This is a genomic window from Enterobacter sp. SENG-6, assembly GCF_001605945.1.
Classification (GTDB): domain Bacteria; phylum Pseudomonadota; class Gammaproteobacteria; order Enterobacterales; family Enterobacteriaceae; genus Enterobacter; species Enterobacter cloacae.
The window spans coordinates 203000-224321 of the sequence record NZ_LOMM01000022.1 but is presented as its reverse complement, the minus strand read 5'-3'; the positions used below and the strand labels follow the sequence as shown (position 1 = coordinate 224321).

The window sequence follows — 21322 nt, the reverse complement described above, 5'->3', positions numbered from 1 at the left end:
CTCCGAACCGCCCCGACCATCACAGGTGTAGTTTTCAGGGAGATATAACAATTAGGAGGACAAAAACCACAATGTCGCGAAGGGGCGGAGTGTAGCAGCTTTTGTGACGTGGCGCATAAAATATCCCTCCCCCTTCCCTCGACGATTTCGCTAATCAGGCATAATCTTAATCAATCGATTGATTAATTTTTAATGCCGCTATGAATACAACCCCGACAACTTCTAAAGGCGAACAGGCCAAAAGTCAGCTTATTGCTGCCGCGCTGGCGCAGTTTGGTGAGTATGGCTTACACGCCACCACCCGGGATATCGCGGCGCAGGCCGGGCAAAACATTGCGGCTATCCCCTACTATTTTGGCTCAAAAGAGGATTTATACCTCGCCTGTGCCCAGTGGATCGCCGATTTTATTGGCACGCAGTTTCACCCGCACGTGGAGGAAGCCACCGCGCTGCTCAGCCAGCCGTCGCCCGATCGTGACGCTATCCGCCAGCTGATCCTCAACGCCTGCCACAACATGATCCGCCTGCTGACGCACGACGACACGCTGAACCTGAGTCGATTTATCTCCCGTGAACAGCTCTTCCCCACTGCCGCCTACCAGCTGGTGCATGACCAGGTGATTGCCCCGATGCACACGCACCTGACCCGGCTGATCGCGGCCTATACCGGGCAAGACGCCAACGATACCGCTACGATTTTGCATACCCACGCCCTGCTGGGTGAGATTCTGGCCTTCCGTCTGGGGCGAGAAACGATTCTGTTACGCACCGGCTGGACACAATTTGATGAGGATAAAGCCGCGCAGATTAGCCAGGTTATCACCTGTCATCTGGATCTGATCCTGCAAGGCTTAACGCAAAGGAGCCTGAAGTCATGAAAAAACCTGTCGCCATCATTCTGGTGGTTGTTGTTTTGCTTGCCGCAGGCGTCGGTGGCTGGCTGTGGTATCAAAGCCATCAGGATCGCGGCCTGACGCTGTACGGTAACGTTGATATTCGCACCGTGAATATGAGCTTCCGCGTCGGGGGGCGGCTGGCGTCGCTTAACGTGGATGAGGGCGACACCATCAAAACCGGGCAGACGCTGGGGATGCTTGATAAAGCGCCCTACGAGAACGCGTTAATGCAGGCAAAAGCCGGGGTTTCCGTCGCCCAGGCGCAATATGATCTGATGCTGGCCGGTTATCGTGACGAAGAGATTGCCCAGGCTGCTGCCGCAGTCAAACAGGCGCAGGCAGCCTATGACTATGCGCAGAATTTCTATGCCCGCCAGCAGGGGCTGTGGAAAAGCCGCACTATTTCGGCCAACGATCTGGAAAACGCCCGTTCATCACGCGATCAGGCTCAGGCAACGCTGAAATCCGCGCAGGACAAGCTGAGTCAGTACCACACCGGTAACCGCCCGCAGGATATCGCCCAGGCCAAAGCCAGCCTTGAACAGGCGCAGGCCCAGCTGGCCCAGGCGGAACTCGATCTGCACGACACCACGCTGGTGGCACCGTCTGATGGCACGCTGATGACCCGCGCCGTGGAGCCCGGCAGCATGCTCAACGCCGGAAGCACCGTTTTAACCCTGTCGCTCACCCGTCCGGTATGGGTGCGCGCCTACATTGATGAGCCAAACCTCGGCCAGATGCAGCCGGGTCGCGAACTGTTGCTCTATACCGACGGTCGTCCCGATAAGCCGTATCACGGCAAAGTGGGCTTTGTTTCGCCCACCGCTGAATTCACGCCAAAAACGGTGGAAACGCCGGATCTGCGTACCGACCTGGTGTATCGCCTGCGCATCATCGTCACCGATGCGGACGACGCGCTGCGCCAGGGCATGCCAGTCACCGTAAAAGTGAACAGCGGGGAACGACATGAATGACGCGGTTATCCGGCTCGACAATCTGGTCAAACGCTTCGCGGGCATGGAAAAACCGGCCGTCGCGCCGCTGAACTGTACCATCCAGAAAGGCTATGTGACCGGGCTGGTTGGCCCGGACGGCGCAGGCAAAACCACGTTGATGCGGATGCTGGCAGGCCTGCTTAAGCCCGATGAAGGGGCGGCCAGCGTGCTCGGGCTCGATCCGATTAAGGATGACGGTGCACTCCACGCCATGCTCGGCTATATGCCGCAGAAGTTTGGTCTCTATGAAGACCTGACGGTGATGGAAAACCTTAATCTGTACGCCGATCTGCGTAGCGTGACCGGTGAAACCCGTCAGCAGACTTTCGCCCGTCTGCTGTCCTTCACCTCCCTCGGTCCCTTCACCGATCGTCTGGCGGGCAAGCTCTCCGGCGGGATGAAGCAAAAGCTGGGGCTGGCCTGTACGCTGGTCGGCGAGCCGAAAGTGCTGCTGCTGGATGAGCCCGGCGTGGGCGTGGACCCCATTTCACGCCGCGAGCTGTGGCAGATGGTGCACGAGCTGGCCGGTGACGGAATGCTGATCCTCTGGAGCACCTCCTATCTGGATGAAGCCGAGCAGTGTCGCGATGTGCTGCTGATGAACGAAGGCGAGCTGCTATATCAGGGAGAACCGACGAAGCTGACCCAAAGCATGGCCGGACGCAGTTTCCTGATGCACAGCCCGCAGGAGTCGAACCGCAAACTGCTGCAACGGGTGCTGAAGCTGCCCCAGGTCAGCGACGGGATGATTCAGGGCCGTTCGGTGCGCGTGATCCTGACCAAAGAGGCGACCAAAGCGGATATTCGTCACGCGCCGGGCATGCCTGACATTGAGATGGAAGAGACGGCTCCCCGCTTTGAGGACGCGTTTATCGATCTGCTGGGCGGAGCGGGTACTTCGGAATCGCCGCTCGGGGCGATCCTGCACACGGTGGAAGGTACGCCGGGTGAGACGGTGATCGAAGCCAAATCCCTGACCAAAAAATTCGGTGATTTCGCCGCCACCGATAACGTCAATTTCGTGGTGAAGCGCGGTGAAATTTTTGGCCTGCTCGGGCCAAACGGCGCGGGGAAATCCACCACCTTTAAGATGATGTGTGGCCTGCTGGTGCCTACGTCCGGCAAAGCGCTGGTACTGGATATGGATTTGAAAGTCAGCTCCGGCAAGGCGCGCCAGCATCTGGGGTATATGGCGCAGAAGTTCTCGCTGTACGGCAACCTGACGGTCGAGCAAAACCTGCGCTTTTTCTCCGGCGTTTACGGCCTGCGAGGGCGCGCCCAGGACGAGAAAATCCACCGGATGAGCGAGGCGTTTGGCCTGACAGCTATCGCTTCCCACGCCACGGATGAATTGCCCCTGGGCTTCAAACAGCGGCTGGCGCTGGCCTGCTCGCTGATGCACGAGCCCGATATTCTGTTTCTGGATGAACCCACGTCAGGTGTTGATCCCCTCACCCGCCGCGAGTTCTGGCTGCACATCAACAGTATGGTGGAGAAAGGGGTAACGGTGATGGTAACCACCCACTTTATGGACGAGGCGGAGTATTGCGATCGCATCGGGCTGGTCTATCGCGGCAAGCTGATTGCCCACGGCACGCCGGATGACCTGAAAGCCCAGGCCGCAGACGACGAGGTGCCGGACCCGACCATGGAGCAGGCGTTTATCACCCTCATCCACGACTGGGATAAGGAGAATGCCGATGCGCAATAAGGCGATTTCCTGGCGCCGGGTGCGCGCGCTGTGCATCAAAGAGACGCGTCAGATCGTGCGTGACCCCAGCAGTTGGCTGATTGCGGTGGTTATCCCGCTTCTGCTGCTGTTTATCTTCGGCTATGGGATCAACCTCGACTCCAGCAAGCTGCGGGTCGGGATATTACTGGAGCAGCAGAGCGAAGAGGCGCTGGATTTCACGCACGCCATGACCGGCTCGCCCTACATTGACGCCACCATCAGCGACAACCGGCAAGTGCTTATTCAGAAGATGCAGGCCGGGAAAATCCGCGGTCTGGTGGTGATCCCGGTCGATTTTGCCGCCAACATGGCGCGGGCAGATACCGCTGCGCCGATCCAGGTGATCACTGACGGCAGCGAGCCGAATACCGCCAACTTTGTCCAGGGCTACGTAGAGGGGATCTGGCAGCTCTGGCAGATGCAGCGCGCCGAAGACCGGGGCGAAACGTTCGAACCGCTGATCGACGTACAGATGCGCTACTGGTTTAACCCTGCCGCCATCAGCCAGCATTTTATTATCCCGGGTGCGGTCACCATCATTATGACGGTCATTGGCGCAATCCTGACCTCGCTGGTGATTGCCCGCGAGTGGGAGCGCGGCACCATGGAAGCGCTGCTTTCAACCGAAGTGACGCGCCTTGAGCTGCTGCTGTGTAAGCTTATCCCCTACTACTTCCTCGGCATGCTGGCGATGCTGCTCTGTATGCTGGTCTCGGTGTTTATCCTCGGGGTGCCGTACCGCGGCTCGCTGGTGCTGCTCTTTTTCATTACCAGCCTGTTTCTGCTGAGCACGCTGGGCATGGGGCTGCTCATCTCCACCGTCACCCGCAACCAGTTTAACGCCGCGCAGGTGGCGCTGAACGCCGCCTTTTTACCGTCGATTATGCTGTCCGGGTTTATCTTCCAGATAGACAGCATGCCCGCGGTGATCCGTGCCGTGACCTACATAATTCCGGCGCGCTATTTCGTCAGCACGCTGCAAAGCCTGTTCCTGGCGGGGAATATTCCGGTAGTGCTGATTATCAATACCCTGTTTTTGCTGGCGTCGGCGGCGATGTTTATTGGGCTGACGTGGATGAAAACCAAACGGCGTCTGGATTAAGGAGCGAACATGTTTCACCGTTTATGGACGTTAATACGCAAAGAGCTGCAATCGCTGCTGCGCGAGCCGCAAACCCGCGCCATTCTGGTGTTGCCGGTGCTCATCCAGGTGTTTCTGTTCCCTTTTGCCGCCACGCTTGAGGTGACCAACGCCACCATCGCGATTTACAACGAAGACAACGGTAAACATTCCGTCGAGCTGACCCAGCGCTTTGCCCGGGCGAAGGCTTTTACCCATATCCTGCTGCTGAAAAGCCCACAGGCGATCCAGCCCACCATCGATACCCAGAAAGCGCTGCTGCTGGTGCGTTTTCCGGCTGATTTTTCCCGCAATCTGGATACCTTCCAGCCCGCGCCCATGCAGTTGATCCTCGACGGGCGTAACTCCAACAGCGCGCAGATTGCCGCGAACTATCTGCAACAGGTGGTGAAGGATTATCAGCAGGAGTTGATGGAGGGGAAACCGAAGCCCAACAACAGCGAGCTGGTGGTACGTAACTGGTACAACCCAAACCTGGACTACAAATGGTTTGTGGTGCCGTCGCTGATCGCCATGATCACCACCATTGGGGTGATGATCGTCACCTCCCTGTCCGTCGCCCGCGAACGCGAGCAAGGTACGCTCGATCAGCTGCTGGTCTCCCCGCTGGCGACCTGGCAAATCTTCGTCGGTAAAGCGGTTCCCGCCCTGATAGTTGCCACGTTCCAGGCCACCATCGTGCTGGGCGTGGGGATCTGGGCCTACCAGATCCCGTTCGCCGGGTCACTGGCGCTGTTCTACTTCACGATGGTGATCTACGGGCTGTCGCTGGTCGGGTTTGGCCTGCTGATTTCCGCGCTCTGCTCCACGCAGCAGCAGGCGTTTATTGGCGTGTTTGTCTTTATGATGCCGGCCATCCTGCTCTCCGGGTATGTTTCGCCGGTTGAGAATATGCCGGTGTGGTTACAGGATCTGACGTGGATAAACCCGATTCGTCACTTTACGGATATCACCAAGCAAATTTATCTGAAGGATGCGAGTCTGGATATTATCTGGGGAAGTTTGTGGCCGCTACTGGTCATAGCGGCCACGACGGGGTCAGTGGCGTACGCGATGTTTAGACGCAACATTGCGTAGCTTTTTCTCTTTGGCCAGCAAAGAGACCACCGCAGGCCCTGCAAGGATGGCCAGACCGGCCAGCGCCAGCAGCAGGTTGTTTTGCAGCACGCGGGACAGCAGCCACAGCACAATCATTGCGGCACCAAAGTACCAGGTGGTGGTGAGCTCTTCGAGCACATCACCCACCTCGCGCCAGCGCGCTTCATGATGGCGCTGCAGGAACAACATCGACAGCACGGTGACGCCATAGAGGACGCATAGTCCTAAGCCAACACGCACCAGCGTGCCGCTCATCCAGCCCATCACCAGTACGGCCACGACCAGTAAATGCAACATTATCTGCCAGCAACTTAGACCCGTTGCGACACGAACACGTTGTTGCCACTTCATGGCTTCTCTCCTGAAGGATTTTTCTCTGCTTAATCAGACTACCGCACTTTACGGAAAATTCCGTAACACCGCATCTTTTTGTGACGACGACTACACTTTATTTTCATTGGGATAGTCACTCAGGAAGGAGCTTATGACCAAAAAAATGCAGCATTTCTCGCTTAAAGTGCTGACGATAAACATTCATAAAGGCTTCACAGCATTTAATCGCCGCTTCATTTTACCGGAGCTGCGCGACGCGGTTCGCACCGTCAGCGCGGACATTGTCTGCCTGCAGGAAGTGATGGGCGCGCACGAGGTCCATCCGATGCACTTCGAAAACTGGCCCGACACGCCCCACTATGAATTTCTGGCCGACACCATGTGGAGTGATTACGCTTACGGCCGCAATGCGGTCTATCCTGAAGGGCATCACGGAAATGCGGTGCTGTCGCGTTATCCCATTGAACATTACGAGAACCGGGACGTCTCCGTCGGCGAAAGTGAAAAGCGTGGGCTGCTGTATTGCCGTATCGCCCCGCCGGATCTCGATTTTCCGGTGCACGTTGGCTGTGTGCATCTCGGTCTACGGGAAGCGCATCGCCAGGCACAGCTGCAGATGCTGGCCGAGTGGACTAACGCCCTGCCCGAAGGAGAGCCAGTGGTCATTGCCGGGGATTTCAACGACTGGCGGCAGCGGGCTAACCACCCTCTGAAGGTGGAGGCCGGGCTGGAAGAAATTTTCACCCGCGCGCACGGCAGACCTGCGCGCACGTTTCCGGTGCGCTTCCCGTTGCTGAGGCTTGACCGCATTTATGTGAAAAACGCCCATGCCAGCAGCCCGACCGCGCTGGCGTTGCTTAACTGGCGCCACCTTTCCGACCATGCCCCGCTGAGCGCGGAGATCCACTTATGAAATGTACCTGGCAGGAAGGCAACCGGATCACGCTGCTGGTCAACGGGGACGAATATTACCCCGCCGTTTTTGATGCGATAGACCGCGCGCAGCATAAAGTGATCCTCGAGACCTTTATCTGGTTTGAAGATGATGTGGGCAAACAGTTGCACAGCGTGCTGCTGCGCGCCGCCCAGCGCGGCGTCAAAATTGAAGCGCTGCTGGATGGCTATGGCTCGCCCGATCTTAGCGATGCGTTCGTGAATGAGCTCACTGCCGCAGGCGTTGTGTTCCGCTACTACGATCCCGGCCCTCGCCTGTTCGGCATGCGTACCAATCTCTTTCGACGGATGCACCGCAAAATCGTCGTCATTGATGAGACGGTGGCGTTTGTCGGTGGCATTAACTACTCCGCCGAGCATATGTCTGACTACGGCCCGGAGGCCAAGCAGGATTACGCCATCCGCATCGAAGGGCCTGTGGTTCAGGACATTTTGCTGTTTGAACTGGAAAACTTACCCGGCAAAGAGGCCGCCCGACGCTGGTGGAAGCGCCGCCATCGTCCGGAAGAGAACCGGAAGCCCGGCGAAGCGCAGGCGCTGTTCGTCTGGCGGGATAACGGCGAGCACCGGGACGATATTGAGCGCCACTACCTGAAAATGCTGGCGAATGCCAAACGCGAAGTGATCATCGCCAACGCCTACTTCTTCCCGGGCTACCGGCTGCTGCACGCCATGCGCAGTGCCGCCCGACGCGGCGTCCGCGTGAAGCTGATTGTGCAGGGCGAGCCGGATATGCCCATCGTCAAAGTCGGCGCGCGGCTGCTCTATAACTACCTGCTCAAAGGCGGAGTGCAGATCTACGAATACCGTCGCCGACCGCTGCACGGCAAAGTCGCGCTGATGGACGATCACTGGGCGACCGTCGGCTCCAGTAACCTCGATCCGCTGAGCCTGTCGCTCAACCTGGAAGCGAACCTGATCATTCACGATCGTCAGTTTAACCAGACCCTGCGGGATAACCTGCAGGGTCTGATCGTCAACGACTGCGTGCGCGTGGACGAGTCCATGGTGCCAAAACGCACCTGGTGGAATCTGGGGATCAGCGTAGTGGTGTTCCACTTCCTGCGCCATTTCCCGGCGATGGTGGGCTGGCTGCCGGCGCATACCCCAAAACTTGCGCTGGTGGATCCGCCTGTTCAACCCGAGATGGAAACCCAGGACCGCATTGAGGCGGAAGATGGAGGGAAAACCTGATGTCTAAATCGCATCCACGCTGGCGAATGGCGAAAAAGATCCTGACCTGGCTGTTTTTTATTGCCGTTGCGGTGCTGCTGGTGGTTTACGCGCAAAAGGTGGACTGGGAAGAGGTGTGGAAAGTCATCCGCAACTACAACCGGATGGTGCTGCTGGGAGCGGTTGGGCTGGTGATTGTCAGCTATCTGATGTACGGCTGCTATGACCTGCTGGGCCGCGCCTACTGCGGCCACAAGCTGGCAAAACGCCAGGTTATGCTGGTGTCGTTTATCTGCTACGCCTTTAACCTGACGCTCAGCACCTGGGTCGGGGGGATTGGCATGCGCTATCGCCTGTACTCGCGCCTGGGACTGCCCGGTGGGACCATCACGCGTATATTTTCGCTGAGCATTACCACCAACTGGCTGGGTTATATTCTGCTGGGTGGGGTGATCTTTACCATCGGCGTGGTGCAGTTGCCCGCACACTGGTATATCGATGAAGTCACGCTGCGGATTTTGGGTTTCGCGCTCCTGCTCATTATCGCCCTGTATCTCTGGGCCTGCGCCTTTGCCAGACGCCGCCATATGACCATCAAAGGGCAAAAGCTGGTTTTACCCTCATGGAAATTTGCCGTGCTGCAGATGGCGGTCTCCAGCGCCAACTGGATGGCGATGGGGGCAATTATCTGGCTGCTCATTGGCGAAGATGTGAATTATTTCTTCGTGCTGGGGGTGCTGCTGGTGAGCAGTATTGCCGGGGTGATCGTACATATTCCGGCCGGGATTGGGGTGCTGGAAGCGGTATTTATCGCCCTGCTTGCCGGAGAACATGTTTCTCATGGGACGATTATCGCCGCCCTGCTCGCCTACCGCATGCTCTATTACTTCCTGCCGCTGGCGCTGGCCACGGTCTGTTATCTGATGCTTGAGAGCCGGGCGAAGAAGCTGAGAGCGAAGAACGAGAAGGCGATGGCAAAATAGGCGCAGCGGTCTGATGCCCTCACCCCGGCCCTCTCCCACAGGGAGAGGGAGAAAAACCGCACCGTTAGGGTGAGGGGCAGTATTTAACGACGGTTGCCGAAAATACGCAGCAGCATCAGGAACAGGTTGATGAAGTCCAGATACAGCGTCAGGGCGCCCAGAATTGAGTATTTACGCAGGTTGGAACTGTCACGCACGTCAATCTGCTCGCCGATATTTTTCAGCTTCTGGGTGTCGTAGGCGGTTAAGCCAACGAAAATCACCACCCCGATATAGGTCACCGCCCACATCAGCGCGTCGCTCTTCAGCCACAGGTTCACCAGCGACGCCAGCACAATCCCGATCAGCCCCATGAACAGCATGTTGCCAAGACCGCTGAGGTCACGTTTGGTGGTGTAACCGTACAGGCTCATCACACCAAACATCCCGCCGGTGACCACAAAGGTGCTGGCAATAGAGGAGTAGGTATAGACGATGAAAATGCTGGAAAGCGTCAGCCCCGTCAGTGCCGAATAGAGCATAAACAGGGTGGTCGCCATCCCGGCACTCAGCTTTTGTACCAGACCGGAGAGCACAAACACCAGTGCCAGTTGCGCAATGATCAGCCCAAAGAAGGTGATTTTGCTGGAAAAGATAAACATCATCAGTTCAGGGGTATTGGCCGCATACCACGCGATAAATGCGGTAAGCAGTAAGCCTACCGTCATCCAGCCATAAACCTGAGCCATATACGTCTGCAGGCCACTACGGGTCTGCTGTACTATCGAATCGGAACGCGGAAATCGGTCCATGATTCACTCCTGATTAAGTAGACACACACGTTAAGACTAACACATCCACATAAACCTGTTACCAACGGCTGGCGGCCTGTTTGTCGCTGTCGCGCGATTCAACCCACCGCTCCCCCTCTGGCGTCGCTTCACGTTTCCAGAACGGGGCTTTGGTTTTCAGGTAATCCATGATGAACTCCCCGGCGGCAAACGCGCTGCCGCGATGGACGCTGGTCACCCCCACGAAAACGATCTCCTCGCCCGGCCACATCTCACCGATGCGGTGGATAACCGTCACACGCCCGAGCGACCAGCGGCCTCGCGCCTCTTCGACGATCGCAGCCAGAGATTTCTCGGTCATGCCCGGATAGTGTTCCAGCGTCAGCGCTTTTACGCTGTCGCCAAGGTTGTGGTTACGCACTTTACCGGTGAAGGTCACAACAGCACCGTCTTCATCGCGCTCTGCCAGCCAGTGATATTCCGTACCGACATTAAAGCGCTCAGGGCTAACCAGAATTCGCGTATCAACCATCTTAACCCCCCGTCACCGGTGGGAAGAAGGCCACTTCATCACCTGCCGCCAGCGGATGGGTAAACTCCACCAGCGTCTGGTTGACGGCGGCCAGCAGCTTCCCTTCATCCAGAGCCAGCGCCCAACGGTCGCTTTGCGCCGCCAGATGCGCACGCAGTGCGGCAACGTCTTTAAACGTCGCTTCCAGCGTCAGGCTGTCGGTATTCACCAGTTCACGCACCTGGGCAAAAAAGAGCACCTTAATCATGGCTGTCCACCTTAAAATCACCGGATTTGCCGCCGCTTTTCGCCAGCAGACGAACCGGGCCAATCACCATATCTTTCTGCACCGCTTTGCACATATCGTAGATAGTCAGCGCGGCAACGGACGCCGCCGTCAGCGCTTCCATCTCCACGCCCGTTTTACCGGTTAAACGACACAGCGATTCGATGCGCACGCGGTTGTGCTCTGGCTGGGCCTGAAGATTGACCTCCACCTTGCTGAGCATCAGCGGGTGGCAGAGCGGAATTAAGTCCCAGGTGCGTTTCGCCGCCTGGATCCCGGCGATGCGGGCAGTGGCAAAGACATCACCCTTATGGTGGCTGCCGTCGATAATCATCGCCAGGGTGCCTGGCAGCATGGTAACGAACGCTTCGGCACGCGCCTCACGGACCGTTTCGGCCTTGGCAGAAACGTCCACCATATGCGCTTCGCCAGCGGCGTTAATGTGGGTCAGTTGCGACATAGCTTATTTCTTTAAATGGGGATGAAAATTACACGGACGGGTACGGGCATCCAGCTGCGGGGCGATAATGTTGTCCCACGCGGTGCGGCAGGCTTTGGTCGAGCCCGGCATGGCGAATATCAGTGTGTTGTTCGCCATGCCCGCCACCGCTCGTGACTGCAGCGTCGAGGTACCTATCTCTTCAAACGACAGCATGCGGAACACTTCGCCGAAGCCTTCTACCTCGCGGTCAAACAGCGGGATAAGCGCCTCTGGCGCCTGGTCGCCTGCGGTAAAACCGGTGCCGCCGGTGATCAACACCACCTGCACTTCATCGCTGGCAATCCACTGGGAGACCTGCGCGCGTATGGCATAGCGGTTCTCTTTGACGATCGCTTTATTGACGATCTTATGCCCGGCGTCATGGGCGGCTTCGCGCAGCCAGTGGCCGGAGGTGTCATCCTCTTCGCCACGACGGTCGGAAACGGTAAGGATGGCAATACGTGTCGGGATAAATTCCGCGCTGACCTGACTCATCTTCTGGTTCCTTCTTAAGCCTGATTACCCGCCAATGTATGACAGGTTCTGAGTAATGCCGGTGTTGCCCTGATGCAGGAAGTGGGTCTGTTTTTTATGCGTCAGCGCCTCAGAAATACGCGCTTCCAGCGCGGCCTGTTGCGCATCGTCTTCCAGCAGATCGCGAAGGTTAACGCCGCCATCCCCGAACAGACACAGATGCAGTTTGCCCACCGAGGAGACGCGCAGGCGGTTACAGCTGGCGCAGAAATCTTTCTCGTAAGGCATGATAAGTCCAATCTCCCCTTCGTAATCCGGGTGACAAAAGACCTGCGCCGGGCCGTCGCTGCGCTGGCGGATCTGGTGGATCCAGCCGCGTTTAAGCAGCTCATCGCGCAACACCATGCCGGAGATATGGTGGCGGCGGAACAGCTCGCTGCCCTCGCCCGTCTCCATGAGTTCAATAAACCGCAGTTGAATGGGGCGGGATTTGATCCACGCCAGGAAGGTGTCCAGCTGATGATGGTTTACATCACGCATCAGTACGGTGTTGACTTTGACCTTATCGAACCCGGCGGTAAACGCAGCATCAATACCGTCCATCACCTGCTGGAATTTATCCTGGCCGGTAATGGCATGAAACTGACGGGCATCCAGGCTGTCCACGCTGACGTTAATGGCCGTTAAGCCCGCATCACGCCAGGTTGCGACATCGCGCGCCATGCGGTAGCCATTGGTGGTCACCGCAATCTGACGGATGCGTTCGTTTTCACGCACGGCGGCAATAATGTCGGGGAAGTCACGGCGCAGCGAAGGTTCTCCGCCGGTCAGACGCACTTTTTCCGTGCCGAGTGCCGAGAACGCGCGCGTAACGCGGCGAACTTCATCCACGGAGAGAAAGCCGTTATTGGTGACGCTGCCCGGTTTGTAGCCGTCGGGCAGACAGTAGGTGCAACGGAAGTTGCACACATCGGTAATCGACAGACGTAAGTAGTAAAACTTACGCGCGAAAGCATCAGTAAGTTGTGAAGCCATGTACACCTTTCCAGATACGGGAGGCACAGTCATTTCTTTCTGTACCCTGGTGGCATAGTTGCCACGGCCAGGGCGCCATATCTTTCGACACAGGCACCAGGGCTAGAGTGTATGTTTTCAAATTTGAAAACGTGGTTATGGCGATAGTAGCGCGTAAATCACCCTTTCGCCATTACCGCTTAACGCTATATAAACATGTATATAGCGACCTGATTGTGCATTTTCGTTACAGAATACGCCAAAACAGCAGATTCGCATTGATATACGTCATTTTGCCCTGGCTGAGGCATCGTCTTTTAGGGGTAGTTAGGTTACTGTTACGCAGATCGAACGTGATAAGGAATAGGTATGCGCAATCGCACTTTTGCGGATCTTGACCGGGTGGTGGCACTGGGTGGAGGCCATGGTCTGGGCCGGATGATGTCCTCTTTGTCATCCCTTGGCTCAAGACTGACAGGGATAGTAACAACAACGGATAACGGCGGATCGACGGGGCGGATCCGACGCGCAGAAGGCGGCATTGCCTGGGGCGATATGCGTAACTGCCTGAACCAGTTAATTACCGAACCGAGCGTCGCCTCGGCGATGTTTGAGTACCGTTTTGGCGGTAACGGGGAACTTTCCGGGCATAACCTTGGAAATTTGATGCTTAAAGCGCTGGATCACCTGAGCGTGCGCCCGCTGGAAGCGATCAATCTCATCCGCAATCTGCTCAAAGTGGATGCGTTCCTGATCCCGATGTCTGAACAACCGGTCGATTTGATGGCCATCGACGTGGAAGGCCATGAAGTGTACGGCGAAGTGAATATTGATCAGCTTACGCTGCCGCCGAAAGAGCTGATGACTTACCCGGCCGTTCCCGCCACGCGCGAAGCAGTTGAGGCCATCGCCGAGGCGGATTTGATCCTGATTGGCCCGGGCAGTTTTTACACCAGCCTGATGCCGATTTTACTGGTGAAAGAGCTGGCGCAGGCCCTGCGCAGAACGCCCGCCCCGATGGTGTACATCGGTAATTTAGGCCGCGAATTGAGTCCGGCAGCGGCCAGCCTGTCCCTGGCGGATAAACTGGAGCTGATGGAGCAGTACGTCGGTAAAAAAATCATCGACGGTGTTGTGGTCGGGCCGAAAGTGGATGTGTCGGGTATTGGCGATCGCGTGGTGGTGCAGGAGCCGCTGGAGGCCAGCGATATCAAATACCGTCATGACCGTCACTTGTTGCGTGACGCGCTGGAGAAGGCGATTCAGGAGTTGGGTTAGGCTCGTTTTGTGCGGCCTGATGCCCTCATCCTGGCCCTCTCCCACAGGGAGAGGGCGAAAACACGCTGCTTTACCTAAGATGCGGCGATGAAAAGATCCCGCAGCTGATGCAGCTGGTCGCGAATTTGCGCTGCCTCTTCGAACTCCAGGTTCTGGGCATGCTGCATCATCTGCGCTTCCAGCTCGTGGATTTTCTGCTGCAGCGCTTTCGGAGTCAGCGCGACGGTATCTTCCTCCACCACGGAACGCGCCTTGCCGCGTCCTTTCGCTTTGGTCTTCGCAATGTTCTGACCCAGGGCCAGAATATCCACCACCTTCTTGTTCAGACCCTGCGGCGTAATGCCATGCTCTTCGTTGTAGCGCTGCTGTTTCTCGCGACGGCGTTCCGTTTCGCCAATCGCTTTCGCCATCGACGGGGTGATTTTATCGCCGTAGAGAATCGCTTTACCGTTGACGTTACGCGCGGCGCGGCCAATGGTCTGGATCAGCGAGCGCTCTGAACGCAGGAAGCCCTCTTTGTCGGCGTCGAGGATTGCCACCAGCGAGACTTCCGGCATATCCAGACCTTCTCGCAACAGGTTGATCCCCACCAGCACGTCAAACTCGCCCAGGCGCAGGTCGCGGATAATTTCCATACGCTCCACGGTATCGATATCCGAGTGCAGATAACGCACCTTCTCGCCGTGTTCTTCCAGATATTCGGTCAGGTCTTCCGCCATACGTTTGGTCAACGTGGTGACCAGCACGCGCTCGTTGATTGCCGAACGGGCGCGGATCTCGGAGAGCAGATCGTCCACCTGAGTCGCAACCGGACGGACTTCGATCACCGGATCCAGCAGCCCTGTCGGACGAACCACCTGGTCAACCACCTCATCGCCCGATTTCTCCAGCTCGTAGTTGCCCGGCGTCGCCGAAACGTAAATGGTTTGCGGTGCCAGCGCTTCAAACTCTTCAAACTTCATCGGACGGTTGTCCAGCGCCGACGGCAGACGGAAGCCGTACTCAACCAGCGTCTCTTTACGCGCGCGGTCACCGCGATACATCCCGCCGATCTGCGGGATCGTGACGTGGGATTCGTCGATCACCAGTAACCCGTCCGCCGGAAGGTAGTCAAACAACGTCGGCGGCGGCTCGCCCGGCCCACGGCCAGAGAGGAAACGGGAGTAGTTTTCGATGCCGGAGCAGTAGCCTAGCTCGTTCATCATCTCCAGATCGAACTGGGTACGCTGGCTCAGGCGTTGCTCTTCCAGCAGCTTATTGTTCGCCAGCAGCACCTTACGGCGTTCCGCCAGCTCCTCTTTGATCTCTTCCATCGCCTGCACAATACGCTCGCGTGGCGTTACGTAGTGCGTTTTCGGGTAGATGGTGTAACGCTGAATAACGGACTCGACGTGGCCGGTGAGCGGGTCGAACAGCGACAGGCGTTCCACCTCTTCGTCAAACAGCTCAACGCGCAGGGCAATGTCGTCCGATTCCGCCGGGAAGATGTCGATAACCTCGCCGCGCACGCGGAACGTACCGCGCTGGAACGCCTGGTCGTTACGGGTGTACTGCAGCTCCGCCAGTCGGCGCAAAATCGCACGCTGATCGATGATCATCCCCTGCGTCAGGTGCAGCATCATCTTGAGGTAGAGATCCGGGTCGCCCAGACCGTAGATGGCAGACACCGACGCGACCACCACCACATCACGACGTTCCAGCAGCGCCTTCGTCGCCGAGAGACGCATCTGCTCAATGTGTTCGTTCACCGAGGCATCTTTCTCGATGAAGGTGTCAGAGCTCGGCACATAGGCTTCTGGCTGGTAGTAATCGTAATACGAGACGAAATACTCGACGGCATTCTCCGGGAAGAACTCTTTCATCTCGCCATACAGCTGCGCCGCCAGCGTTTTGTTGGGCGCCAGCACCATGGTGGGGCGTTGCAGATCCGCAATGACGTTGGCGATGGTGAAGGTTTTACCCGAACCGGTCACCCCCAGCAGCGTCTGGTGTGCCAGCCCATCTTCCAGCCCCTCTTCAAGACGACGGATCGCCTCAGGCTGGTCGCCAGAAGGACGGAAAGCAGAATTCAGTTTGAACGGTTTACTCATGGGCGACAACCTGGTGATGTAAAAAGCGGCAGGTGAGTAATTTTACTCGTTGTGGCCAGGAATGCCAGTAAAAAACACTGGATGTAAAAACAGTAGCGTGTCACGATATTTAGCATAGCACCCGAAGGATTAGCGTATTCCCGGTCAAAATTTCGACTGAGACGACATAAAACACCAGCCCTACCCGGTTATCCCCAGAACATTTTCATTTTTAACATTTGTCAAGCCAGGTAATGGTAGTTTTATGGCAACCGGTGACACTTTTATGACGGCAATTGATTTTATCTAACCAGTTAAATCTTAAAGGATATTTTCCAGAGCCGCGTTTCGCGTCAATTTGGGCGTAACCCGCGTCTTCTCTCGCTTATCGCGTGTTTTCTAACTCTAATGCACATGGTTATCCACAGGAATAGTGGATAACTGCGTCCAGCCCATACAGACTGCCGCTCAGCAAATTCCCGGTTTTTCCCACGAGGCGGTGACAAAAAATTTTTATCGCTAATTTTTGCCAATCAACCGTTGCGTTATTCATAACCAACCAATGAGATCTTGCTCACAATTCAGCCATTTCAGTCCCTGCACCACCGCTAACAGTTCTGGCACTGAGACAGTGCAATCCGCTTATCGATCCGTCGTTTTGCGACGGCATTATCCTAAAAAAGCCTCTTTTTTAATCAGTTCAACGGTTCTGGCAGGAGATTTGCAGATTCATTAACGAGCCTCACCCACATACATTTTTAAGGAGAGAAAGATGTTGAGTCTGCGTGCAGTCAATCAGTTTTACGGAAACCAACATACGCTATGGAATGTCGATTTGGATTTACCGCAGGGCTTATGCACAGGGGTGATTGGCCTGCCCGGCATGGGAAAAACCACCCTCATCAACTGCATCACCGGCGCGTTACCGGTGCAGAGCGGAACCATCGTCTGGCACGAAGCCGGTGCCCCGCCCTGTGATTTACTGCGTCAGGCACCGGATCAACGCGCGCTGCCGGGGATTGGCTACGTGCCACAGGACCGACGGATTTTTTCGCAACTGACTATTGAGGAAAACTTGCACATCGCCATGCGGGCGACAGGGGCAACGGACACGCGCGCAAAAAGCGATGTTTATGACCTGTTCCCGCAGCTATGGGCGCTGCGACAGATTCGGGCGAACGGGCTCTCCCCGGACGATCAGTATCAGCTGGCGCTGGCTAACGCGCTGGTCAACCGACCGCGGGTATTGATTCTGGATGAGCCGCTGCAGGGCGCAGGGTACAGCTTTGCTCAGAAGCTGGGCCATCTGCTGGCGAGGCTTAATCGTGAGCTGGGGATGACGGTGTTATTAGCCGAGCAGCAGCTGTCGTTTATCCGCCGGGTAGTGGATCGCTTCTGTATGCTGTATCGCGGGCGTAACGTGGCCCAGGGCCACGTTACCGAGCTGGATGACGAGCTTATTGCCCACTGGATGTCGCGGGAAGCAAGGCACTGAGGTCGAGGTAATGTCCGGTGTCGGCGTGCTCAGCACCGTCCGCAAGCCATGGGATCTCCCCAAGGAACGGCGCGGGAAGCACTCGCCTGAGCGTGGCCAGATACTCCTGATGACGCTTACCGGGTGCGACCACGTCGTTGGCTATCCAGCCCGCCAGACGCAGCCCGGCCTGCTGAACGGCCTGTGCCGTTAACATGGCGTGGTTGATACAGCCGAGCTTCACCCCGACCACGAGGATCACCGGAAGCTGCTCGCGCTGGACCCAGTCCGCAAACGTCAGTTCGTCCGACAGCGGCGTAAACCAGCCCCCTGCGCCTTCCACCAGTACCCAGTCAGCCTGGCGTTCCAGTGCGCGCAGGCCGTCCGAGAGCACGGAAAACGCGATGGGGCGGCCTTCGTCGGCGCTGATAATGTGCGGCGACGTCGGCTCGGCAAAGGTATAGGGATTCACCGCCGCATAGTCCAGCGGCAGCGTGCTGTTACGCTGCAGCGCCAGCGCGTCGGTGTTGCGTAACCCCTGTGCCGTCATCTCACTTCCGGAGGCGACGGGCTTGTACCCGGCGGTGGTTTTGCCCTGCAGACGAGCCGCCTGCAACAGCGCGGAACTGGCCACCGTTTTACCCACTTCGGTATCCGTCCCGGTGACAAAATAACGTTCAGTCACGTTCGATAATCCCATGAAAGAGTTGATAAGAGAGCGGGAAAGTGCCCCGCCGCTGCGGCCAGGCCAGCTCCAGGCGCTGCAACTGCCCGCGCGTGAGCGGTTTTCTCTCGCGCCCGGCATGCAGATGCGTAGCGCCAATGCCCTTCAGCGAGCGCATGGCGCTGAACGCATCGCTAAAGTTCAGCGTGATGGTCTGCACCTGGCTGCGAAAGCGCCAGCCCGTCAGCGCGTCCGTCACCTGGTCATACGCTAAAAAGCGGTTGGCGTGCGGCTGTTCGTCTACCGCTTTCCATGCCTGATTCAGCTCGGGCAGCGAGCTTTCCAGCAGGGTGGTAAAGGCCACCTTTCCGCCCGGACGCGCCACGCGATACAGCTCGTTTAACGCCTGCGAAAGGCTACTGCACCACTGTACCGCCAGGTGACTCCACACCAGATCGAACTGCGCATCCGGCAGCGGAAGCGACTCAATATCGCCAGTCAGATAGCGGTCAGCCGCCTGTTGCTGTCGCGCCTCGTCCAGCATCTGCTCAGAGAGATCGAGTGCGGTGACGTGGCTTCCGGCGTCGCGCCAGTAGCGGCTGTTACCGCCGGGGCCGCATCCGGCATCCAGTACGTACCGGAAACGACGCGCACCGAGTAGCTCAAGCAGCCCCTGAGCGCTCTGACGCTGAAGCTCATCATGCTGCGAATAACTGCGTGCAGCCCGGCCAAACGCCGCCGCAATGGCCTGTTTATTGACTGGCGACATGGAGAGCCTCCAGCAGCGCATCGATATCTTCTGCTTTGTGCGCCGCCGTCATCGTCAAACGCAGACGCGCCGTACCCGGCGGCACGGTGGGCGGACGGATGGCCGTGACCCACATTCCCCGTTCGCGCAGCGTCTGTGCCAGCGCGAGCGCGCGGTTGTTTTCCCCCACGATAACGGGCTGGATGGCGCTCTGCGAATCGGTGCTTTGGAAAGGAAGCCGATCCAGACCCTGACGGTAACGCTGAATATGTTCTGCCAGACGCGCGCGCCGTTCAGCCCCCTCTTCACCGCGGATCACCTCCAGCGAGGCAGAGAGCGCCACCGCCTGCGCAGGCGGCATACTGGTGCTGTAAATCAGATGTCGGGCGAACTGCAGCAGATAATCGGCGACGGACTCGCTGCACAGCACGGCGGCCCCGCTCACGCCAACGCCTTTGCCAAAGGTGACGATCAGCAGTTCCGGCTTCACGCCCTGCTGACTGGCGCTACCGCGACCGTCTTCACCCATCACGCCAATACCGTGGGCATCATCCACCAGCAGCCAGGCGTTTTGCTGTTTCGCAACGTCAGACAGCGCACGAAGCGGCGCGCTGTCGCCATCCATGCTAAACACCCCTTCCGTCACCACCAGCTGTTGTCCGGCACAGGGTTTATCCAGCAGCGTGGCGAGCGAAAGCGCATCGTTGTGGGCAAAGCGCCGCAGCTGTGCCGGGCTGAGACTCGCCGCCTCCAGCAAAGAGGCGTGGCTTAAGCGGTCCGCGGCGATACGATCGTCCTTGCCCATCAGCGCGGCAATCACCGCCTGATTGGCGGCAAAGCCGGAGATGAACAGCAGCGCGCGCGGATAGCCCAGCCAGTCGGCAAGCGTCTCTTCCAGCCCCTGATGCGCTGTTGTATAGCCGCTGACGTGCCCCGACCCCCCGCTGCCCACGCCGTAGTGTTCCGCCCCCTGCTGCCAGGCGCGGACAATCGCCGGATGGTGGCTCAGGCCGAGATAATCATTGCTGGAAAAATTACAGTACTGCCGCCGGGCGTGGGTCAGAAAACGGCCTGCACCGTTTTCCACTACCCTGCGAACGCGAAAAGCATCCCGCGCCCGGCGCTCTTCCAGCGCGGATTGAATACGAGCCTGCCAGGTCATACGGATGCCGCGTTGTAGAACTGTTCGGTATCGGCGTTGAAAATCTGCTGCTCCAGCTGCTGCTGTTGCTCGTTATCTCCCGCCAGCACCTCGGTCTGATGCGGGTTCAGCCCCAGCTTGCGGAACAGCTGGACGTCTTTGTCCTCTTCCGGGTTCGGCGTGGTCAGCAGCTTGCAGCCGTAGAAGATGGAGTTAGCGCCAGCCATAAAGCACATCGCCTGCGTCTGCTCGTTCATCTGTTCGCGACCGGCAGAAAGGCGGACGTATGAGGTTGGCATCATGATGCGCGCGACCGCGATGGTGCGGATAAAATCAAACGCATCGACATCCTCGTTATCCGCCAGCGGCGTGCCTTTGACCTTCACCAGCATGTTGATTGGCACGCTTTCCGGCGGGGTCGGCAGGTTCGCCAGTTGCAGCAGCAGACCGGCGCGATCTTTCACCGTTTCACCCAGCCCCACAATCCCGCCCGAGCACACTTTGATGCCCGCTTCGCGCACTTTGTCCAGCGTATCCAGACGCTCCTGATAGGTACGGGTGGTGATGATGTTGCCGTAAAACTCTGGCGAGGTGTCGAGGTTGTGGTTGTAATAATCCAGCCCTGCAGCAGACAGGCGCTGCGCCTGCTCTTCGTTCAGCGTGCCGAGGGTCATGCAGGCTTCCAGCCCCATCTCTTTGACCCCTTTCACCATCTGCTCCAGATACGGCATGTCACGATCGTGTGGGTTTTTCCATGCCGCCCCCATGCAGAAACGGGTAGAGCCCGCGTTTTTCGCCTTACGCGCGGAGTCGAGCACCTGCTCCACTTCCATCAGACGTTCGGATTCCAGCCCGGTTTTATAGCGCGCGCTCTGCGGGCAATATTTGCAATCTTCCGGGCAGGCACCGGTCTTGATCGACAGCAGCGTACTGACCTGAACATGGCGCGGATCGAAGTGCTGACGATGCACCTGTTGGGCTTCGAACATCAGCTCCAGGAAAGGTTTATTGAATAATTCAGTGACTTGCGACATCGTCCAGCGTGCGTGGTGAGCCATGGGGCTTCTCCAAAGGGTTTTGTTAATTTTCGGTTCGGTTTATACTCGT

22 protein-coding genes and 1 riboswitch are annotated in these 21322 nt (G+C 57.7%); of the genes, 10 read left to right on the top strand and 12 right to left on the bottom strand.

Going from position 1 to position 21322, the window contains the following annotated elements; all coding sequences use genetic code 11:
* The first annotated feature begins 200 nt into the window (after nucleotides 1–200).
* The 5 genes from cecR to AX755_RS12645 are packed head-to-tail and all read left to right on the top strand — an operon-like array spanning nucleotide 201 to nucleotide 5841.
* Nucleotides 201–878 (top strand): transcriptional regulator CecR, encoded by a 678-nt coding sequence (cecR, locus tag AX755_RS12665; protein WP_013097480.1) that lies wholly within the window; start codon nucleotides 201–203, stop codon nucleotides 876–878.
* Nucleotides 875–1870 carry a secretion protein HlyD gene (gene hlyD, locus AX755_RS12660; RefSeq protein ID WP_013097481.1) on the top strand — a complete coding sequence of 332 codons (996 nt, stop codon included), beginning with the start codon at nucleotides 875–877 and terminating at the stop codon, nucleotides 1868–1870. Before cecR ends, hlyD begins: the two co-directional genes overlap by 4 nt.
* Entirely contained in the window at nucleotides 1863–3602 is a 1740-nt protein-coding gene (locus AX755_RS12655; protein WP_062856857.1) for an ATP-binding cassette domain-containing protein, read from the top strand. The genes hlyD and AX755_RS12655 overlap by 8 nt, the downstream gene beginning before the upstream one ends.
* Nucleotides 3592–4725, top strand: coding sequence for an ABC transporter permease (locus AX755_RS12650; protein ID WP_062856856.1), 1134 nt, complete (start codon nucleotides 3592–3594; stop codon nucleotides 4723–4725). Before AX755_RS12655 ends, AX755_RS12650 begins: the two co-directional genes overlap by 11 nt.
* 9 nt (nucleotides 4726–4734) lie before the next feature.
* Complete coding sequence (locus AX755_RS12645) at nucleotides 4735–5841, top strand: ABC transporter permease (RefSeq protein WP_014831156.1); 1107 nt, start codon at nucleotides 4735–4737, stop codon at nucleotides 5839–5841.
* Here the strand turns inward: AX755_RS12645 and AX755_RS12640 are convergent.
* On the bottom strand, nucleotides 5803–6213 hold the full coding sequence (locus AX755_RS12640) for a YbhQ family protein (RefSeq protein WP_014831155.1): 411 nt from the start codon (nucleotides 6211–6213) through the stop codon (nucleotides 5803–5805). The genes AX755_RS12645 and AX755_RS12640 overlap by 39 nt on opposite strands.
* 133 nt (nucleotides 6214–6346) lie before the next feature.
* Here AX755_RS12640 and AX755_RS12635 point away from each other — a divergent pair, with 133 nt between their 5' ends.
* From AX755_RS12635 to AX755_RS12625, 3 genes are read left to right on the top strand one after another with little or no spacing between them, the layout of a single operon-like run.
* Entirely contained in the window at nucleotides 6347–7108 is a 762-nt protein-coding gene (locus tag AX755_RS12635) for an endonuclease/exonuclease/phosphatase family protein (RefSeq protein ID WP_013097486.1), read from the top strand.
* On the top strand, nucleotides 7105–8343 hold the full coding sequence (clsB, locus tag AX755_RS12630; protein WP_038418944.1) for a cardiolipin synthase ClsB: 1239 nt from the start codon (nucleotides 7105–7107) through the stop codon (nucleotides 8341–8343). The genes AX755_RS12635 and clsB overlap by 4 nt, the downstream gene beginning before the upstream one ends.
* On the top strand, nucleotides 8343–9305 hold the full coding sequence (locus AX755_RS12625; protein WP_062856855.1) for a lysylphosphatidylglycerol synthase transmembrane domain-containing protein: 963 nt from the start codon (nucleotides 8343–8345) through the stop codon (nucleotides 9303–9305). Before clsB ends, AX755_RS12625 begins: the two co-directional genes overlap by 1 nt.
* Before the next feature lie 83 nt (nucleotides 9306–9388).
* Here the strand turns inward: AX755_RS12625 and AX755_RS12620 are convergent, their stop codons facing one another.
* The 6 genes from AX755_RS12620 to moaA all read right to left on the bottom strand — a co-directional run bounded on the left by AX755_RS12620 (nucleotide 9389) and on the right by moaA (nucleotide 12862).
* Nucleotides 9389–10096, bottom strand: coding sequence for a Bax inhibitor-1/YccA family protein (locus AX755_RS12620; protein ID WP_014831151.1), 708 nt, complete (start codon nucleotides 10094–10096; stop codon nucleotides 9389–9391).
* A 58-nt stretch (nucleotides 10097–10154) separates the two neighbouring features.
* Nucleotides 10155–10607, bottom strand: coding sequence for a molybdopterin synthase catalytic subunit MoaE (gene moaE, locus AX755_RS12615; RefSeq protein ID WP_062856854.1), 453 nt, complete (start codon nucleotides 10605–10607; stop codon nucleotides 10155–10157).
* 1 nt (nucleotide 10608) lies between these two features.
* On the bottom strand, nucleotides 10609–10854 hold the full coding sequence (moaD, locus tag AX755_RS12610) for a molybdopterin synthase sulfur carrier subunit (RefSeq protein ID WP_013097491.1): 246 nt from the start codon (nucleotides 10852–10854) through the stop codon (nucleotides 10609–10611).
* Nucleotides 10847–11332, bottom strand: coding sequence for a cyclic pyranopterin monophosphate synthase MoaC (moaC, locus tag AX755_RS12605; RefSeq protein WP_020684982.1), 486 nt, complete (start codon nucleotides 11330–11332; stop codon nucleotides 10847–10849). Before moaC ends, moaD begins: the two co-directional genes overlap by 8 nt.
* A gap of 3 nt (nucleotides 11333–11335) precedes the next feature.
* Nucleotides 11336–11848, bottom strand: a complete 513-nt coding sequence (moaB, locus tag AX755_RS12600) for a molybdenum cofactor biosynthesis protein B (RefSeq protein WP_062856853.1) — start codon at nucleotides 11846–11848, stop codon at nucleotides 11336–11338.
* Between the two features lie 24 nt (nucleotides 11849–11872).
* Entirely contained in the window at nucleotides 11873–12862 is a 990-nt protein-coding gene (gene moaA, locus AX755_RS12595; RefSeq protein WP_058680904.1) for a GTP 3',8-cyclase MoaA, read from the bottom strand.
* A riboswitch (molybdenum cofactor riboswitch) is annotated at nucleotides 12850–12984 on the bottom strand. It overlaps the preceding gene by 13 nt.
* 226 nt (nucleotides 12985–13210) lie before the next feature.
* Here moaA and yvcK point away from each other — a divergent pair.
* Nucleotides 13211–14119, top strand: a complete 909-nt coding sequence (gene yvcK / locus AX755_RS12590) for a uridine diphosphate-N-acetylglucosamine-binding protein YvcK (RefSeq protein WP_062856852.1) — start codon at nucleotides 13211–13213, stop codon at nucleotides 14117–14119.
* A gap of 74 nt (nucleotides 14120–14193) precedes the next feature.
* Here the strand turns inward: yvcK and uvrB are convergent, their stop codons facing one another.
* Complete coding sequence (uvrB, locus tag AX755_RS12585) at nucleotides 14194–16209, bottom strand: excinuclease ABC subunit UvrB (protein ID WP_013097496.1); 2016 nt, start codon at nucleotides 16207–16209, stop codon at nucleotides 14194–14196.
* Nucleotides 16210–16960: 751 nt separating this feature from the next.
* Between uvrB and AX755_RS12580 the strand changes: the two genes are divergently transcribed.
* The gene (locus tag AX755_RS12580; protein WP_013097498.1) at nucleotides 16961–17683 is read left to right on the top strand and encodes an ABC transporter ATP-binding protein; all 723 of its coding nucleotides are present in this window, start codon (nucleotides 16961–16963) and stop codon (nucleotides 17681–17683) included.
* On the opposite strand, the gene bioD is transcribed toward AX755_RS12580, so the two are convergent.
* From bioD to bioB, 4 genes are read right to left on the bottom strand one after another with little or no spacing between them, the layout of a single operon-like run.
* A complete protein-coding gene (bioD, locus tag AX755_RS12575; RefSeq protein WP_020685271.1) occupies nucleotides 17646–18347 on the bottom strand; it encodes a dethiobiotin synthase in 702 nt (233 codons plus the stop codon). The genes AX755_RS12580 and bioD overlap by 38 nt on opposite strands.
* Nucleotides 18340–19095: a malonyl-ACP O-methyltransferase BioC gene (gene bioC / locus AX755_RS12570; RefSeq protein ID WP_062856851.1), complete on the bottom strand. Its 756-nt coding sequence runs from the start codon at nucleotides 19093–19095 to the stop codon at nucleotides 18340–18342. The genes bioD and bioC overlap by 8 nt, the downstream gene beginning before the upstream one ends.
* On the bottom strand, nucleotides 19079–20236 hold the full coding sequence (gene bioF, locus AX755_RS12565; RefSeq protein ID WP_062856850.1) for an 8-amino-7-oxononanoate synthase: 1158 nt from the start codon (nucleotides 20234–20236) through the stop codon (nucleotides 19079–19081). Before bioF ends, bioC begins: the two co-directional genes overlap by 17 nt.
* Nucleotides 20233–21273: a biotin synthase BioB gene (gene bioB, locus AX755_RS12560; RefSeq protein WP_014831141.1), complete on the bottom strand. Its 1041-nt coding sequence runs from the start codon at nucleotides 21271–21273 to the stop codon at nucleotides 20233–20235. The genes bioF and bioB overlap by 4 nt, the downstream gene beginning before the upstream one ends.
* Nucleotides 21274–21322: the final 49 nt, after the last annotated feature.

Coding starts and splice junctions, on each gene's coding strand:
- cecR (WP_013097480.1), top strand. CDS start 201: ATGAATACAACCCCGACAACTTCTAAAGGCGAACAGGCCAAAAGTCAG.
- hlyD (WP_013097481.1), top strand. CDS start 875: ATGAAAAAACCTGTCGCCATCATTCTGGTGGTTGTTGTTTTGCTTGCC.
- AX755_RS12655 (WP_062856857.1), top strand. CDS start 1,863: ATGAATGACGCGGTTATCCGGCTCGACAATCTGGTCAAACGCTTCGCG.
- AX755_RS12650 (WP_062856856.1), top strand. CDS start 3,592: ATGCGCAATAAGGCGATTTCCTGGCGCCGGGTGCGCGCGCTGTGCATC.
- AX755_RS12645 (WP_014831156.1), top strand. CDS start 4,735: ATGTTTCACCGTTTATGGACGTTAATACGCAAAGAGCTGCAATCGCTG.
- AX755_RS12640 (WP_014831155.1), bottom strand. CDS start 6,213: ATGAAGTGGCAACAACGTGTTCGTGTCGCAACGGGTCTAAGTTGCTGG.
- AX755_RS12635 (WP_013097486.1), top strand. CDS start 6,347: ATGACCAAAAAAATGCAGCATTTCTCGCTTAAAGTGCTGACGATAAAC.
- clsB (WP_038418944.1), top strand. CDS start 7,105: ATGAAATGTACCTGGCAGGAAGGCAACCGGATCACGCTGCTGGTCAAC.
- AX755_RS12625 (WP_062856855.1), top strand. CDS start 8,343: ATGTCTAAATCGCATCCACGCTGGCGAATGGCGAAAAAGATCCTGACC.
- AX755_RS12620 (WP_014831151.1), bottom strand. CDS start 10,096: ATGGACCGATTTCCGCGTTCCGATTCGATAGTACAGCAGACCCGTAGT.
- moaE (WP_062856854.1), bottom strand. CDS start 10,607: ATGGTTGATACGCGAATTCTGGTTAGCCCTGAGCGCTTTAATGTCGGT.
- moaD (WP_013097491.1), bottom strand. CDS start 10,854: ATGATTAAGGTGCTCTTTTTTGCCCAGGTGCGTGAACTGGTGAATACC.
- moaC (WP_020684982.1), bottom strand. CDS start 11,332: ATGTCGCAACTGACCCACATTAACGCCGCTGGCGAAGCGCATATGGTG.
- moaB (WP_062856853.1), bottom strand. CDS start 11,848: ATGAGTCAGGTCAGCGCGGAATTTATCCCGACACGTATTGCCATCCTT.
- moaA (WP_058680904.1), bottom strand. CDS start 12,862: ATGGCTTCACAACTTACTGATGCTTTCGCGCGTAAGTTTTACTACTTA.
- yvcK (WP_062856852.1), top strand. CDS start 13,211: ATGCGCAATCGCACTTTTGCGGATCTTGACCGGGTGGTGGCACTGGGT.
- uvrB (WP_013097496.1), bottom strand. CDS start 16,209: ATGAGTAAACCGTTCAAACTGAATTCTGCTTTCCGTCCTTCTGGCGAC.
- AX755_RS12580 (WP_013097498.1), top strand. CDS start 16,961: ATGTTGAGTCTGCGTGCAGTCAATCAGTTTTACGGAAACCAACATACG.
- bioC (WP_062856851.1), bottom strand. CDS start 19,095: ATGTCGCCAGTCAATAAACAGGCCATTGCGGCGGCGTTTGGCCGGGCT.
- bioF (WP_062856850.1), bottom strand. CDS start 20,236: ATGACCTGGCAGGCTCGTATTCAATCCGCGCTGGAAGAGCGCCGGGCG.
- bioB (WP_014831141.1), bottom strand. CDS start 21,273: ATGGCTCACCACGCACGCTGGACGATGTCGCAAGTCACTGAATTATTC.